Source organism: Micromonospora sp. NPDC007271, assembly GCF_040634005.1.
Classification (GTDB): Bacteria; Actinomycetota; Actinomycetes; order Mycobacteriales; family Micromonosporaceae; genus Micromonospora.
In genome coordinates, this window is the sequence record NZ_JBEYER010000013.1 from 50,844 (window position 1) to 63,636 (window position 12,793).

A 12,793-nucleotide genomic window follows, 5' to 3' on the forward strand; every position below is an offset into this window, starting at 1 on the left:
GAGGCGCGCGCCGCCGGGTGGCGGCCCGCGCGCCGGGGATGACGGAAGGGGCGTGGCGTGACGGACGAGGCGGGGCCGTGGCTGGTGGTCGGCCTGGGCAACCCCGGCCGGGAGTACGCGGGTAACCGGCACAACGTCGGCTTCATGGTGGCCGATCTGCTGGCCGGCCGGGTGGGGGCCAGGTTCGGGCGGCACCGGCGCGCGGTGGCGGAGGTCGCCGAGGGGCGGCTCGGGTTCGGCGGCCCGAAGCTGGTGCTGGCGAAGCCACTGACGTACATGAACCTCTCCGGCGGCCCGGTGGCCGGGCTCGCCCAGTTCCACAAGATCCCGCCGGAGCGGGTGATCGCCGTGCACGACGAGCTGGACATCCCGTACGGGCAGCTGCGGGTGAAGTGCGGCGGCGGCGAGGGCGGCCACAACGGCCTGCGTTCGATGTCGAAGTCGTTGGGCACGAAGGAGTACGTGCGGGTGCGGTTCGGCGTCGGCCGGCCGCCTGGCCGGCAGGATCCGGCGGACTTCGTGCTGTCGGACTTCTCCTCTGTGGAGCGCAAGGAGTTGGAGTTCCTCGTCGACCGGGCGGCGGACGTGGTGGAGTCGGTAGTCACCCGCGGGGTGGAGCCGACGCAGAACCTGTACCACGGCGGGTGAGTTCCGGGCGGGGTCTGCCGGGCGGGGCTGGTCCGGGCCGGTAGTCTGCGCATTTCGACGTGGCGGGTGCCGGCGACGGCGGACGACGGGAGCGGGAACATGGGCAGTCCTCCGATGATCGACGGCGCGTTCGCGCGGTGGCTGGCGGCGCGGGCCGGGCAGGCGCTGATGAATCTGCGAACCGAGATGGGCTTCGCGGATCCGGGGGCGTTGAAGTCGGCCGGGGACAAGGTCTCGCACGACCTGATCCGTACCGAGTTGGCGAAGTGGCGGCCGGCGGACGCGGTGCTGTCGGAGGAGGACGAGGGCTCTCGGCTGGCCTGGACCGCGGAGGTGGGGTCGGACGCGGTGTCCCGGCTGACCGCCGACCGGGTGTGGATCATCGACCCGCTGGACGGCACGCGGGAGTACGCCGAGGAGGGCCGGTCGGACTGGGCGGTGCACGTGGCGCTCTGGGCGCGGAACGCGCCGACGCCGCACGGCCTGGTGGCGGGCGCGGTGGGGCTGCCGGCGCAGCACCGCGTGCTGGCCACGGACTACCCGCCAGCGTACCCGCCGATGACGTTGGAGGCGGCGACCTCGGGGGGCGGGCGGACCATCCGGTTGGCGGCCAGCCGTAGCCGTCCGCCGGTTTTCCTGACCGATCTGGCGGAGGAGGTCGGCGCGCATCTGGTGCCGATGGGTTCGGCGGGCGCGAAGATCGCCTCCGTGGTCACCGGTGAGGTCGACGCGTACATCCACGCGGGTGGCCAGTACGAGTGGGATTCGGCCGCTCCGATCGCTGTGGCGACGGCCACCGGACTGCACGCTTCCCGGATCGACGGTTCTGCGCTGAAATACAACGAGGCCGACCCCCGCCTGCCGGACCTGCTGGTCTGTCGGAAGGATCTCGCCGGCCGGCTGCTTGCAGCGCTGCAGCGGCACTCCGGGTAACCTGACTTCTTCTTCACGTGTCCGACCGGAAAGGTCTGGAATTCCGATGTGCGGATCCGAGCGAATCGAGTTCGTGTCATGACGTCCCCCGCCGCATACCAGGTCTCCCACCTCGACGCGCTGGAGGCCGAGAGCATCTTCGTGATGCGTGAGGTGGTCGCCGAGATGGAGCGCCCGGTGCTGCTCTTCTCCGGCGGCAAGGACTCGATCGTGATGCTCCGGTTGGCTCAGAAGGCGTTCGCGCCGGCCAACATCCCGTTCCCGGTGATGCACGTCGACACCGGGCACAACTTCCCGGAGGTCCTGGAATACCGGGACCAGCGGGTCGCCGAGCTGGGTCTGCAGCTCATCGTGGCCAGCGTGCCCGAGGCGCTGGCCAAGGGGCTGGTGCGCGAGTCGGCGGACGGGATGCGGAACCGGATCCAGACGCCGGTGCTGCTCGACGCGGTGGAGAAGCACCGCTTCGACGCGCTCTTCGGCGGTGCCCGGCGGGACGAGGAGAAGGCCCGGGCCAAGGAGCGGGTGTTCAGCTTCCGGGACGAGTTCGGCCAGTGGGACCCGAAGAACCAGCGGCCGGAGCTGTGGGCGCTGTACAACGGCCGGCACCACCCGGGCGAGTCGATCCGGGTCTTCCCGCTGTCCAACTGGACCGAGCTGGACGTCTGGCACTACATCGCCCGGGAGCGGATCCCACTGCCGTCGATCTACTACGCGCACGAGCGCGAGGTGATCGAGCGCGACGGCATGCTGTACGCGGTCAACGAGTTCTTCCGGGCGCGCGGCGGTGAGCAGCCGGTCAAGGCGCGGGTGCGGTACCGGACCGTGGGCGACGCGTCGTGCACCGCGGCGGTGCGCTCGGACGCCGACACCGTGGAGAAGGTGATCGAGGAGGTGGCCGCCACCCGGATCACCGAGCGCGGCGCGACCCGCGGTGACGACCGGGTCAGCGAGGCCGCCATGGAGGACCGCAAGCGGGAGGGCTACTTCTGATGAGCGCAGAGACGCTGGCACCGGACGTGACGGACGCCGGGGCCGGGTCGGAGGCCCGGCCGATGGACCTGCTGCGGTTCGCCACCGCGGGCAGCGTCGACGACGGCAAGTCGACGCTGATCGGCCGGCTGCTGTACGACACGAAGTCGCTCTTCACCGACCAGCTCGCCGCCGTCGAGGCGGTCAGCGCGGCCCGGGGCGACGAGTACACCGACCTGTCGCTGCTCACCGACGGCCTGCGCGCCGAGCGGGAGCAGGGCATCACCATCGACGTGGCGTACCGCTACTTCGCCACCCCGCGGCGGAAGTTCATCATCGCCGACACCCCGGGGCACATCCAGTACACCCGGAACATGGTCACCGGCGCCTCGACGGCCGACCTGGCGCTGATCCTGGTGGACGCGCGCAAGGGCCTGGTGGAGCAGTCCCGCCGGCACGCGTTCCTCTGCTCGCTGCTACGGGTGCCGCACCTGGTCCTCTGTGTCAACAAGATGGACCTGGTCGACTGGTCGCAGGAGGTGTTCGAGCGGATCGCCGACGAGTTCACCGCGTTCGCCGCGAAGCTCGACGTGCCGGACCTGACCGTGGTGCCGATCTCCGCGCTCAAGGGCGACAACATCGTCACCCGCTCCGAGCACATGCCCTGGTACGAGGGTCCGTCGCTGCTGCACCACCTGGAGCGGGTGCACATCGCCTCCGACCGCAACCTGGTCGACGTGCGCTTCCCGGTGCAGTACGTGATCCGGCCACAGTCCACCACCGTCACCGACTACCGGGGTTACGCCGGCCAGGTGGCCTCGGGCGTGCTCAAGGCGGGCGACGAGGTGATGGTGCTGCCGTCCGGCTTCACCAGCCGGATCGCCTCGGTGGAGACGGCCGACGGGCCGGTGGACGAGGCGTTCCCGCCGATGTCGGTGACGGTCCGGCTGACCGACGAGATCGACATCTCCCGCGGGGACATGATCTGCCGGCCGCACAACGCCCCGGCGGTCGCGCAGGACATCGAGGCGATGGTCTGCTGGATGGACGAGACCCGCCCGCTGCAGGTCGGCGGCAAGTACGCCATCAAGCACACCACCCGGTCGGCGCGGGCGATCGTGCGCGGGCTGCACTACCGGCTGGACATCAACTCGCTGCACCGGGACGAGACGGCCGGCGAGCTGAAGCTCAACGAGATCGGCCGGATCCGGCTGCGGACCACGGTCCCGCTGCTCGCCGACGAGTACCGCCGCAACCGCACCACCGGCGGCTTCGTCATCATCGACGAGACGACCAACCGCACCGTCGGTGCCGGGATGATCATCGAGGCCGGCTGAGCGAGTGCTCTGCGAAGGCCCGCGCCGGTCACCGGCGCGGGCCTTCGGCTTGCCCTACGAGATCGTGCTCGAACCGGGAAGTAGTGGCCATCCACGAAGGAGGGGACCACTGTTTCCTGGATCGAGCACCACCCTGTGGACGGTCAGTCGAGGCGGGTGACGCCACCGGCCGGGAGGGCGGTGACGGTGGCGGGGGCGGCGAAGCCGCGCTCGGCGTACGCGGCGGCCACGGCGGCCGCAGCGGCGTCGGCGGCGGACGCCTCGACCAGGGCGAGCACGCAGCCGCCGAAGCCGCCCCCGGTCATCCGGGCGCCGTACGCGCCAGCGGCCAGGGCCGCCTCGACCGCGGTGTCGACCTCCGGCACGGTGATCTCGAAGTCGTCCCGCATCGAGGTGTGCGAGGCGGTCAGCAGCGGACCGATGTCGCGTACCCGGCCGGCGCGCAGCAGCGCGACGCTGTCGAGCACCCGCTGGTCCTCGGTGACCACGTGCCGGACCCGGCGGCGGGTCTCGTCGTCGTCGAGGCGGGCCAGCGCGGCGTCGAGCCCGTCGGCGGGAACGTCCCGCAGGGCGGGTACCCCGAGGGCCCGGGCGGCCCGCTCGCAGGACCGCCGGCGGGCGGCGTACTCCCCGTCGGCGTGCCGGTGCGGGGCGCGGCTGTCGATCACCAGCATGGCCAGCCCGGCGGCGTCCAGGTCGAACGGGATCTGCTCGACCTCCTCGCTGCGGCAGTCGAGGAAGAGGGCGTGCCCCGGCCGGCCACGGATCACCGCGGACTGGTCCATGATGCCGGTGGGGGCGCCGACGTAGTCGTTCTCGGCCTGTTGGGCGAGCCGGGGCCACCGCTGGGCGGGCAGGTCCAGCCCACCCAGGTCGACCAGGGCGGCGAGCACCGCCGCCTCGATGGCCGCCGAGGAGGAGAGCCCGGAGCCGACCGGCACGTCGGAGGCGACGGCCAGCCGCGCGCCGGGGACGGCGTGCCCGGCGGCGCGCAGCGCCCAGACCACTCCGGCCACGTAGGCGGCCCAGCCGGTGACCCGGCCGGGTTCGTCGGCCTCGGCCGGGCCGAACTCGACCGGGTCGTCGTCCAGCTCCGACCAGACCGTCCAGCGCTCGTCGGCCCGGGCGGCCGCGGCGACCACGGTACGCAGCGGCAGCGCGAAGGGAAGCACGAAGCCGTCGTTGTAGTCGGTGTGCTCGCCGATCAGGTTGACCCGGCCAGGAGCCGCCCAGCGGCCCGCCGGCTCCCCGCCGTACCGCTGCCGGAAGCCGGCGGTGGCGCGGGCCGCGACGTCGCCCGGCGGCGCGGGCGGCGGGGCGGCGACGATCCGGCCGGTCACCGCCGCCCCAGGACGTGTTCGCGGTAGAAGGCCCAGGCGTCGCCGACCATGTCGTGCAGGGTGGGCTTCTCCGGCACCCAGCCCAGCTCGGCGCGGGCCAGGGCGGAGGAGGCGACCAGCTCGGCCGGGTCGCCCTCCCGGCGCGGGGCCACCTCGACCGGCACCGGGTGGCCGGTGACCTCGCGGACCACCTCGATCACCTGCCGGTTGGTGAAGCCGCTGCCGTTGCCGAGGTTGTAGATCCGGTGCCGGCCGGGCGTGGCGGCGTCGAGCGCCAACAGGTGGGCCCGGGCGAGGTCCGCCACGTGGATGTAGTCGCGGACGCAGGTGCCGTCGACGGTGGGGTAGTCGTCGCCGAAGAGCTGGAGCTTCTCGCGCCGGCCGGCGGCGACGTCGAGGGCGAGCGGGATGAGGTGGGTCTCCGGGTCGTGCCGTTCGCCGAGGGCCCGCCCCTCGTGCAGGTACGCCCCGGCGACGTTGAAGTAGCGCAGCGAGACGGCGGCCAGGTCGTGCGCGATCGCCTCGGAGGTGAGCGCCAGGTCGACCGCCAGCTTGGTCGCCCCGTAGGTGTTGGTGGGGGCCTTCACGGCGGTCTCCGGAATGGGCAGTTCGGTGGGGTTGCCGTAGACGGCGGCGGTGGAGGAGAAGACCAGCCGGGGCACCCGCGCGGCGCGCACCGCGTCGATCAGGGCGAGCGAGCCGACGGTGTTGGTCCGCCAGTAGAGCTCCGGCTTGACCATCGACTCGCCGGCCGCGATCAGCGCGGCGAAGTGCAGCACGCCGTCGAAGCCGGCGTCGGGGGTGAGCACCCGGGCGGCCTCGTGCACCGGAAGGTCGACGTGGGTCGCGTCGGGGGCGAGGGCCTCCCGGTGGCCGGTGCGCAGGTCGTCCAGGACGGTCACCTCGTGGCCGTGGTCCAGCAGCATCCGGGTCACCACGCTGCCGATGTAGCCGGCGCCGCCGGTGACGAGCAGTTTCACGTCGGGTTCCTCCTGCCTGGCCGCGTCGGCGGGGCGGCCGTCCGTGATCACCCTACGGCTGTCGCGTCCGCTGTCTAACATCCTTGTCATGCGGGACGCGGGCGGCCGCGGGCTCCGGCGACGACGGCCGGGGCGGCCGCGACGCGAGCCGGGGCCGGTCGCCCGGACCGTCGCCCGGCTCGTGGTCCGCGCCGCCGACGGCGCCACCCGTCTGGTCACCGATCTGCTCGGGGCCAGCCCGGCGGCCGGCCGGGAGCGGATCAGCGAGGCGGAGCTGCGGGACCTGGTCGCCGCCAACACGGTGCTCGACCCGGACGAGCGGCGGATCATCGACGAGGTGCTGGTCGCCGGGGCGCGCCTGGTCCGCGAGGTGATGGTGCCGCGGACCGAGGTGGTGTTCCTCTCGGCCGGGCTGACCGTCGCCGAGGCGGAGCGGCTGGTCCGCGTCGAGACGCACACCCGCTACCCGGTGGTCGACGGCACCCAGGACGACGTCGTCGGCTTCGTCCACCTGCGCGACGTGCTGCTCCGCCCCGAGCCGCAGGGCCGCGCCACCGTCTGGGAGCTGACCCGGGAGGTGAAGCGCCTGCCCGGGAGCAAGCGGGTGCTGGCCGCGCTCACCGAGATGCGTCGGGAGGGGCACCACCTGGCGGTGGTGGTCGACGAGTACGGCGGCACCGCCGGCATCGTCACCTGCGAGGACCTGGTCGAGGAGCTGGTCGGGGAGATCCACGACGAGTACGACGCCCCGCCCGACCCGGCGCACGCCGGCCTGCCCGCCGTCGTCGACGGCCGGCTCAACCTGGCCGACTTCGCGGAGCGCACCGGGGTGCCGCTGCCCGCCGGGCCGTACGAGACGGTCGGCGGTTTCGTGATGGCCGCCCTGGGCCGGCTCCCGGTCGCCGGGGACGAGGTGCCGGTGACCGCCGCCTCGGACGGCCTGGACGGATCCGACCCCGACGACCCGCCGGGCGGCTGGCTGCTCCGGGTGCTCGCCATCGAGGGTCGGCGGGTGTCCCGGCTGGCGGTCTCCACCGCACGCCTCCCCGAGCAGCGGCGCGAGGTCGCGCCCCGGGCCGCGACCGCCGAGAGCCGACCCGCCGGCCCGTCATGACGTACCCCGGGGCGTGCTGACAGAATTGCCGGCATGTCCGACGTACCCGCCCGCCCCCGCGTCTTCTCCGGCATCCAGCCGACGGCCGACTCGTTCCACCTCGGCAACTATCTGGGCGCGGTGCGGCACTGGGTGGCCCTGCAGGAGAGCCACGACGCGTTCTACTGCGTGGTCGACCTGCACGCGATCACCGCCGGCCACGACCCGAAGCTGCTCAAGCGGCGCTCGCGGGTCGCCGCCGCGCAGCTCCTCGCGGTCGGCATCGACCCGGAGCGCAGCACCCTGTTCGTCCAGTCCCAGGTGGCCGAGCACTCCCAGCTCGCCTGGGTGCTCGGCTGCATCACCGGCTTCGGCGAGGCCAGCCGGATGACGCAGTTCAAGGACAAGGCGCAGAAGCAGGGCAGTGAGCGGGCCAGCGTCGGCCTCTTCACCTACCCGGTCCTGATGGCCGCCGACATCCTGCTCTACCAGGCCAACGCGGTGCCGGTCGGTGAGGACCAGCGCCAGCACCTGGAGCTTTCCCGGGACCTGGCCCAGCGGTTCAACACGCTGTTCGGGCCGACCTTCACGGTGCCCGCGCCGCACATCGTCAAGGACACCGCGAAGATCACCGACCTGCAGGACCCGACGTCGAAGATGTCGAAGTCGTCCTCCTCGCCGGCCGGCATCATCGACCTGCTGGACGATCCGGCCCGCTCGGCCAAGAAGATCCGCTCCGCGGTCACCGACACCGGCCGCGAGATCGTGTTCGACGCGGTGGGCAAGCCGGGCATCGCCAACCTGCTGAGCATCTACTCGGCGCTCTCCGGCCGCGGCATCGACGACCTGGTCGCCGCGTACGACGGCAAGGGCTACGGCGACCTCAAGAAGGACCTCGCCGAGGTGGTCCGGGAGGCCCTCACCCCGATCCAGGAGCGCACCCGCACCTATCTGGACGACCCGGCCCAGCTCGACAAGCTGCTGGCGCAGGGCGCGGAGAAGGCCCGGGTGGTCGCCGCGGCGACGGTGCGGACGGTGTACGACCGGATCGGCTTCTTCCCTCCGCTCCGGTCCGAGTAGCGGCCCGGGCACGTCGGAGAGGGTGTACGCAGCCGGTGGCCGGAGGGATGGCGCGCAGCGTGGATCGCAGGGACGGGGTGCCGGGCACCGGCGACACCATCGAGATCGGGATCGCGGTGGACATCCCCGAGCCGTGGGGCGGGATGCTCACCCGCCGCCGGATCGAGGCCGGCGACCCGCAGGTCGTTCCGGCGCACGTCACCCTGCTCGGGCCCACCGAGATCCCGGTACGGGCGCTGCCCGCCGTCGAGGAGCACCTGGCCCAGGTGGCCGCCGCGCACCTGCCGTTCGCCCTGCACCTGCGGGGCACCGGCACGTTCCGCCCGGTCACCCAGGTGGTCTTCGTCGCGGTGGCGGCCGGGATCAGCGAGTGCGAGCTGCTCGCCGCCGCCATCAACTCGGCTCCCGAGCTGCACCGGGAGGCCCGCTTCCCGTACCACCCGCACGTCACCGTGGCGCAGGACGTCCCCTCCGAGGCGCTCGACAAGGCGTACGAGGACCTGGCCGACTTCTCGGCGCTGTTCGAGGTGGAGGCGTTCACCCTCTTCTCGCACAGCGGCGCGACCCGGTGGCAGCCGCGCCGCGACTTCCGGTTGGGCGGTTGAGCTGCCCGCCCGGCCGGCCGTTCCGCGCCGTCGTGGGGGAGCGGCGAGGATGACATGGTGAGCGTGCTCGGCCGGATCGAGGCCGCGTTCGGCCGTCGGATCGACGCGGCGCGCGACCGGCTGCCGGCCTTCGATCACCTGTGGCGGGCCGGGACGCTCTACACCGACGTGCTCGCCGGCCGGCTCGCCGCGGCCATCGCCTACTACGGCTTCTTCGCGGTCTTCGCGCTCGCCCTGGTCGGGTACTCGGCCTTCGGCGCCGTGCTGGCGGACAACGAGGAGGTCGCCAGGGCGGTGGCCCACTTCCTCGAGCGGAACCTGCCCTTCCTCGACTCGAGGCAGATCGCGGAGAGCAGCAGCACCGTCGGGGTGGTCGGCCTGGTCATCCTGGTCTTCACCGGGATCGGCTGGGTGGAGGCGATCCGCTCCTCACAACGGCTGATGTACGGCTTCAACCAGCAGCCCGGCAACCTGGTGGTACGCCGCCTGGTCGACCTCGGGGTGCTGGTCGGGGTCTTCGTCCTGCTCGGTCTCTCGGTGGCCGCCGTCGACGCGCTGGAGTCGGTGCTGCGGTTCCTGCTGCGCAGCACCGGGTCGGTGGGCCTGACCACGCTCAGCGCCGTGCTCAGCGTCCTGGTCAACGCGGTGCTGGCCGTGGCGCTGCTGGTGGCGGTGCCCCGGCTGCGGATGAGCCGCCGCCGGCTGCGCCCGGTGGTGGTGCTGGTCGCGATCGGCATCACCCTGCTCAACACGGTCGGGCGCTACTACGTGGTCCGCACCGAGCGGAACCCGGCGTACACGGTGGTCGCCACGGCGGTGGGGCTGCTGGTCTACCTCTACCTGCTCAACCAGTTGGTGCTGTTCGGGGCGGCGCTGGCCGCGACCAGCCGGTACGGCCGGGTGGTGGACCTGGCCGAGGGCCGCGCGGCCCGGGAGGTGGACGTGGAGGCCGACGAGGTGCCCGAGCCGGGTACGCCGGGAGGAGCGGGCTGAGATGGAGATCCGGATCGACCCGGACTCGGCGGTGCCCCCGTACGAGCAGGTGCGCGGGCAGCTCGCCCGCATGATCGGGGACGGCCGGCTGCCGGTGGGCACCCGGCTGCCCGCGGTCCGGCAGCTCGCCAGCGAGCTGGGGCTGGCGGTGAACACCGTGGCCCGGGCCTATCGGGAGCTGGAGGGGGCCGGCCTGGTGCAGACCCGGGGTCGGCACGGGACGGTGGTCGCCCCGGGACGCGACGACGCGACCGACCGCCTGCACCGCGCCGCCACCGCGTACGCCGCCGAGGCCGCCCGCCTGGGCGTCCCGCCCGACCGGGCCCTCGCCCTGGTCCGCGCCGCCCTCGACGCCGCCCGCCCGGGCTGACGACGGGACACGGGAGCTTCCCGGAAAGTGTGGCCGCAGCGCGTGGGGCCACCCTTTCCCTGAGGTTGTGCGGTTCTCCGCGCCCGGGACCGACCATGATGAGCGGGTGGGCGCACTTGTGACACTGGACCTGCCGGACGACTCGCCGATGCTCGGCCTGCCGTGGATCATCACCTTCGGCCCGCTCGGCGACGCCGACGAGTGGGAGCCGGTGGTCTGCGGCCCGTACGAGCGGCCGCACGCGCTCGCCCTGGCCGAGGCGGTGGTGGCCGAGGAACAGCTGATGGCGGTGGTCGAGCCGCTGCTGCCGGCGCTGACCGCGGAGGAGATCCGCGGCGAGATCGCGGCGGCGCAGCTCGCCGCCGAGGACGAGGCGGCCCAGGTCGACCAGGCGGACCTCTACGGCGACTTCGAGGACACGATCGACGAGGAGCTGGAGCTGGCCGCGGAGCGGGAGCCGGTGCCGACGCCGACGCCGCCGCCGAGCCGGGACGAGGTGCGGGCCGGTCTCGCCCGGATCGCCAAGCTGCTCACCAGCAAGGAGGGGTGAGCGCGCTTTACCGGCATGGTCGAGCACGCAGAACTCGTCCCGCGGATTTCCTGGTCCCAGATGGACACCGGCGCCGCGGGGAGCGGACTCCCCGAGGCGCCGGTGCCACCTCACCCCCCACCACAAGGGGTCGGTTGCCCAGCCGCCCGTCGGCGCGGAGCACAACGGACGACCAGGTCAATGGCGGGTTACCCGGCTCAGCGCCGTTCGAACCACGCAGCTGAGTCCACCGGCAGGACGTACCCGTCGCCCCGCTCGGCGAGGTCGGCGCTGGCGACGACCGGCCGGCCGTGGCCGGTGATCGTGACCTCGGCGCCGCTGATGTTGACCACGCAGGTCAGCTCGGCGTCACCGCCGGCGCGGCGGAAGGCCAGCACGCCAGGCTCGGTCTCCAGCCAGGTGATGGCGCCGACGCCGGCCAGCGCCGGGTGCTCGCGCCGGATCCGCAGGGCGGTCCGGTAGAGCTCCAGCGTCGAGCCGGGCAGGCCGGCCTGGGCGGCCACCGAGAGGGCCCGCCAGGTCGCCGGGGCTGGCAGCCAGCTCAGCTCGCTGCCCTCCGGGCCGAAGCCGTACGGGGCCAGCTCGCCGCTCCACGGGATCGGCACCCGGCAGCCGTCCCGGCTCTCGCCGGTGCGCAGGAAAGCCGGGTCCTGGCGCAGCTCGTCGGGGAGGTCCAGCACCTCCGGCAGGCCCAGCTCCTCACCCTGGTAGACGTACGCGCACCCGGGCAGCGAGAGCATCAGCAGGGCGGCGGCCCGGGCGCGGCGCAGGCCGATCTCGCCGTCGCCGTACCGGGTGACGTGCCGCTGCCGGTCGTGGTTGGAGAGCACCCAGGTGGTCGGGGCACCGACGATCATTGACTCGGCCAGCGCGGTGTCGATCACCTTGCGGAACGAGTCGGCCGACCAGGTGGCGTCGAGGAAGTCGAAGCTGAACGCCTGGTGCAGCTCGTCCGGGCCGATGTAGCGGGCCAGCCGCTGCGGGGTCTCCGCCCACGCCTCGGCCACCGCCATCCGACCGCCCGGGTAGCTGTCCAGGATCGGCCGCCAGGCGCGGTAGATGTCGTGCACCTCGTCCTGGTCGAAGTAGGGCAGCCGGCCCTTGCCCAGCAGCTCCGACTGGCGCCGACCGGTGGTCATCGAGTTGAAGCCGACGTCCGGCAGCCCCTCGGCCTTGATCATCCCGTGCGCCACGTCGATCCGGAAGCCGTCCACGCCCCGGTCGAGCCAGAACCGCAGGATGTCCTCGAACTCCGCGCGTACCTCCGGGTGGCGCCAGTTCAGGTCGGGCTGGGCCGGGTCGAACAGGTGCAGGTACCACTGGCCGTCGGCGACCCGGGTCCATGCGGGACCGCCGAAGATGCTCTCCCAGTCGTTCGGCGGCAGCTCGCCCTGGTCGCCCTTGCCGTCGGCGAACAGGTAGCGCGCGCGCTCGGGCGAGCCGGGGCCGGCGGCGAGCGCCGCCTGGAACCACCGGTGCCGGTCGGAGGTGTGGTTGGGCACCAGGTCGACGATGATCCGCAGGCCCAGGGCGTGCGCGTCGGTGATCATCGCGTCGAAGTCGGCGAGGTCGCCGAAGAGCCGGTCCACGTCCCGGTGGTCGGCCACGTCGTAGCCGGCGTCCACTTGGGGCGAGGTGTAGAAGGGGGTCAGCCAGAGGGCGTCCACGCCGAGGTCGCGCAGGTAGGGCAGGCGCTGCCGGATGCCCTGGAGGTCACCGACGCCGTCGCCGTTCGCGTCCGCGAAGCTGCGGACGTAGACCTGGTAGACGACCGCGGATCGCCACCAGTCGTCGTCGGTGGTCGGCGGCGTCGGGTTGCTGGCGGCGGTCATCGGTGACGATCCCCGTTCTCTGGTGCAGGTCGGCGTGCGGTGCCGCGCCGGCGTGGGTGAGCG

At 73.1% G+C, this 12,793-nt stretch carries 13 protein-coding genes; 10 read left to right on the plus strand and 3 right to left on the minus strand.

Going from position 1 to position 12,793, the window contains the following annotated elements:
• The first annotated feature begins 57 nt into the window (after nt 1-57).
• From pth to ABZ570_RS07405, 4 genes are all read left to right on the plus strand, one after another.
• Nucleotides 58-648 carry an aminoacyl-tRNA hydrolase gene (gene pth / locus ABZ570_RS07390; RefSeq protein WP_358058258.1) on the plus strand — a complete coding sequence of 197 codons (591 nt, stop codon included), beginning with the start codon at nt 58-60 and terminating at the stop codon, nt 646-648.
• A 99-nt stretch (nt 649-747) separates the two neighbouring features.
• Nucleotides 748-1,581, plus strand: coding sequence for a 3'(2'),5'-bisphosphate nucleotidase CysQ (locus ABZ570_RS07395; RefSeq protein WP_358058261.1), 834 nt, complete (start codon nt 748-750; stop codon nt 1,579-1,581).
• A 78-nt stretch (nt 1,582-1,659) separates the two neighbouring features.
• The gene (cysD, locus tag ABZ570_RS07400) at nt 1,660-2,571 is read left to right on the plus strand and encodes a sulfate adenylyltransferase subunit CysD (RefSeq protein ID WP_358058264.1); all 912 of its coding nucleotides are present in this window, start codon (nt 1,660-1,662) and stop codon (nt 2,569-2,571) included.
• On the plus strand, nt 2,571-3,887 hold the full coding sequence (locus ABZ570_RS07405) for a GTP-binding protein (RefSeq protein ID WP_358058267.1): 1,317 nt from the start codon (nt 2,571-2,573) through the stop codon (nt 3,885-3,887). The genes cysD and ABZ570_RS07405 overlap by 1 nt, the downstream gene beginning before the upstream one ends.
• Before the next feature lie 143 nt (nt 3,888-4,030).
• Here the strand turns inward: ABZ570_RS07405 and galK are convergent, their stop codons facing one another.
• Together galK and galE are read right to left on the minus strand one after the other, a co-directional pair.
• On the minus strand, nt 4,031-5,227 hold the full coding sequence (gene galK, locus ABZ570_RS07410; protein ID WP_358058270.1) for a galactokinase: 1,197 nt from the start codon (nt 5,225-5,227) through the stop codon (nt 4,031-4,033).
• Nucleotides 5,224-6,288: a UDP-glucose 4-epimerase GalE gene (gene galE, locus ABZ570_RS07415; protein WP_358058273.1), complete on the minus strand. Its 1,065-nt coding sequence runs from the start codon at nt 6,286-6,288 to the stop codon at nt 5,224-5,226. Before galE ends, galK begins: the two co-directional genes overlap by 4 nt.
• 7 nt (nt 6,289-6,295) lie before the next feature.
• Here galE and ABZ570_RS07420 point away from each other — a divergent pair, with 7 nt between their 5' ends.
• The 6 genes from ABZ570_RS07420 to ABZ570_RS07445 all read left to right on the plus strand — a co-directional run bounded on the left by ABZ570_RS07420 (nt 6,296) and on the right by ABZ570_RS07445 (nt 10,898).
• Complete coding sequence (locus tag ABZ570_RS07420; RefSeq protein ID WP_358058276.1) at nt 6,296-7,321, plus strand: hemolysin family protein; 1,026 nt, start codon at nt 6,296-6,298, stop codon at nt 7,319-7,321.
• Nucleotides 7,322-7,354: 33 nt separating this feature from the next.
• Nucleotides 7,355-8,380: a tryptophan--tRNA ligase gene (gene trpS, locus ABZ570_RS07425; RefSeq protein WP_358058279.1), complete on the plus strand. Its 1,026-nt coding sequence runs from the start codon at nt 7,355-7,357 to the stop codon at nt 8,378-8,380.
• 47 nt (nt 8,381-8,427) lie between these two features.
• Nucleotides 8,428-8,985 carry a 2'-5' RNA ligase family protein gene (locus tag ABZ570_RS07430; protein ID WP_358058355.1) on the plus strand — a complete coding sequence of 186 codons (558 nt, stop codon included), beginning with the start codon at nt 8,428-8,430 and terminating at the stop codon, nt 8,983-8,985.
• 57 nt (nt 8,986-9,042) lie between these two features.
• Nucleotides 9,043-9,978, plus strand: coding sequence for a YhjD/YihY/BrkB family envelope integrity protein (locus tag ABZ570_RS07435; protein WP_358058282.1), 936 nt, complete (start codon nt 9,043-9,045; stop codon nt 9,976-9,978).
• 1 nt (nt 9,979) lies between these two features.
• Nucleotides 9,980-10,348, plus strand: coding sequence for a GntR family transcriptional regulator (locus tag ABZ570_RS07440; protein WP_358058285.1), 369 nt, complete (start codon nt 9,980-9,982; stop codon nt 10,346-10,348).
• Nucleotides 10,349-10,454: 106 nt separating this feature from the next.
• Nucleotides 10,455-10,898 carry a hypothetical protein gene (locus ABZ570_RS07445; protein ID WP_358058288.1) on the plus strand — a complete coding sequence of 148 codons (444 nt, stop codon included), beginning with the start codon at nt 10,455-10,457 and terminating at the stop codon, nt 10,896-10,898.
• Nucleotides 10,899-11,095: 197 nt separating this feature from the next.
• Here ABZ570_RS07445 and ABZ570_RS07450 read toward each other — a convergent pair whose 3' ends face one another.
• Nucleotides 11,096-12,730, minus strand: coding sequence for a glycoside hydrolase family 13 protein (locus tag ABZ570_RS07450; protein ID WP_358058291.1), 1,635 nt, complete (start codon nt 12,728-12,730; stop codon nt 11,096-11,098).
• Between the last annotated feature and the right edge of the window lie 63 nt (nt 12,731-12,793).

Bases quoted from the DNA above. Each gene is read 5' to 3' on its own strand.
- ABZ570_RS07395 (WP_358058261.1), top strand. From the start codon at position 748: ATGGGCAGTCCTCCGATGATCGACGGCGCGTTCGCGCGGTGGCTGGCG.
- cysD (WP_358058264.1), top strand. From the start codon at position 1,660: ATGACGTCCCCCGCCGCATACCAGGTCTCCCACCTCGACGCGCTGGAG.
- ABZ570_RS07405 (WP_358058267.1), top strand. From the start codon at position 2,571: ATGAGCGCAGAGACGCTGGCACCGGACGTGACGGACGCCGGGGCCGGG.
- galE (WP_358058273.1), bottom strand. From the start codon at position 6,288: ATGTTAGACAGCGGACGCGACAGCCGTAGGGTGATCACGGACGGCCGC.
- ABZ570_RS07420 (WP_358058276.1), top strand. From the start codon at position 6,296: ATGCGGGACGCGGGCGGCCGCGGGCTCCGGCGACGACGGCCGGGGCGG.
- trpS (WP_358058279.1), top strand. From the start codon at position 7,355: ATGTCCGACGTACCCGCCCGCCCCCGCGTCTTCTCCGGCATCCAGCCG.
- ABZ570_RS07430 (WP_358058355.1), top strand. From the start codon at position 8,428: ATGGCGCGCAGCGTGGATCGCAGGGACGGGGTGCCGGGCACCGGCGAC.
- ABZ570_RS07440 (WP_358058285.1), top strand. From the start codon at position 9,980: ATGGAGATCCGGATCGACCCGGACTCGGCGGTGCCCCCGTACGAGCAG.
- ABZ570_RS07450 (WP_358058291.1), bottom strand. From the start codon at position 12,730: ATGACCGCCGCCAGCAACCCGACGCCGCCGACCACCGACGACGACTGG.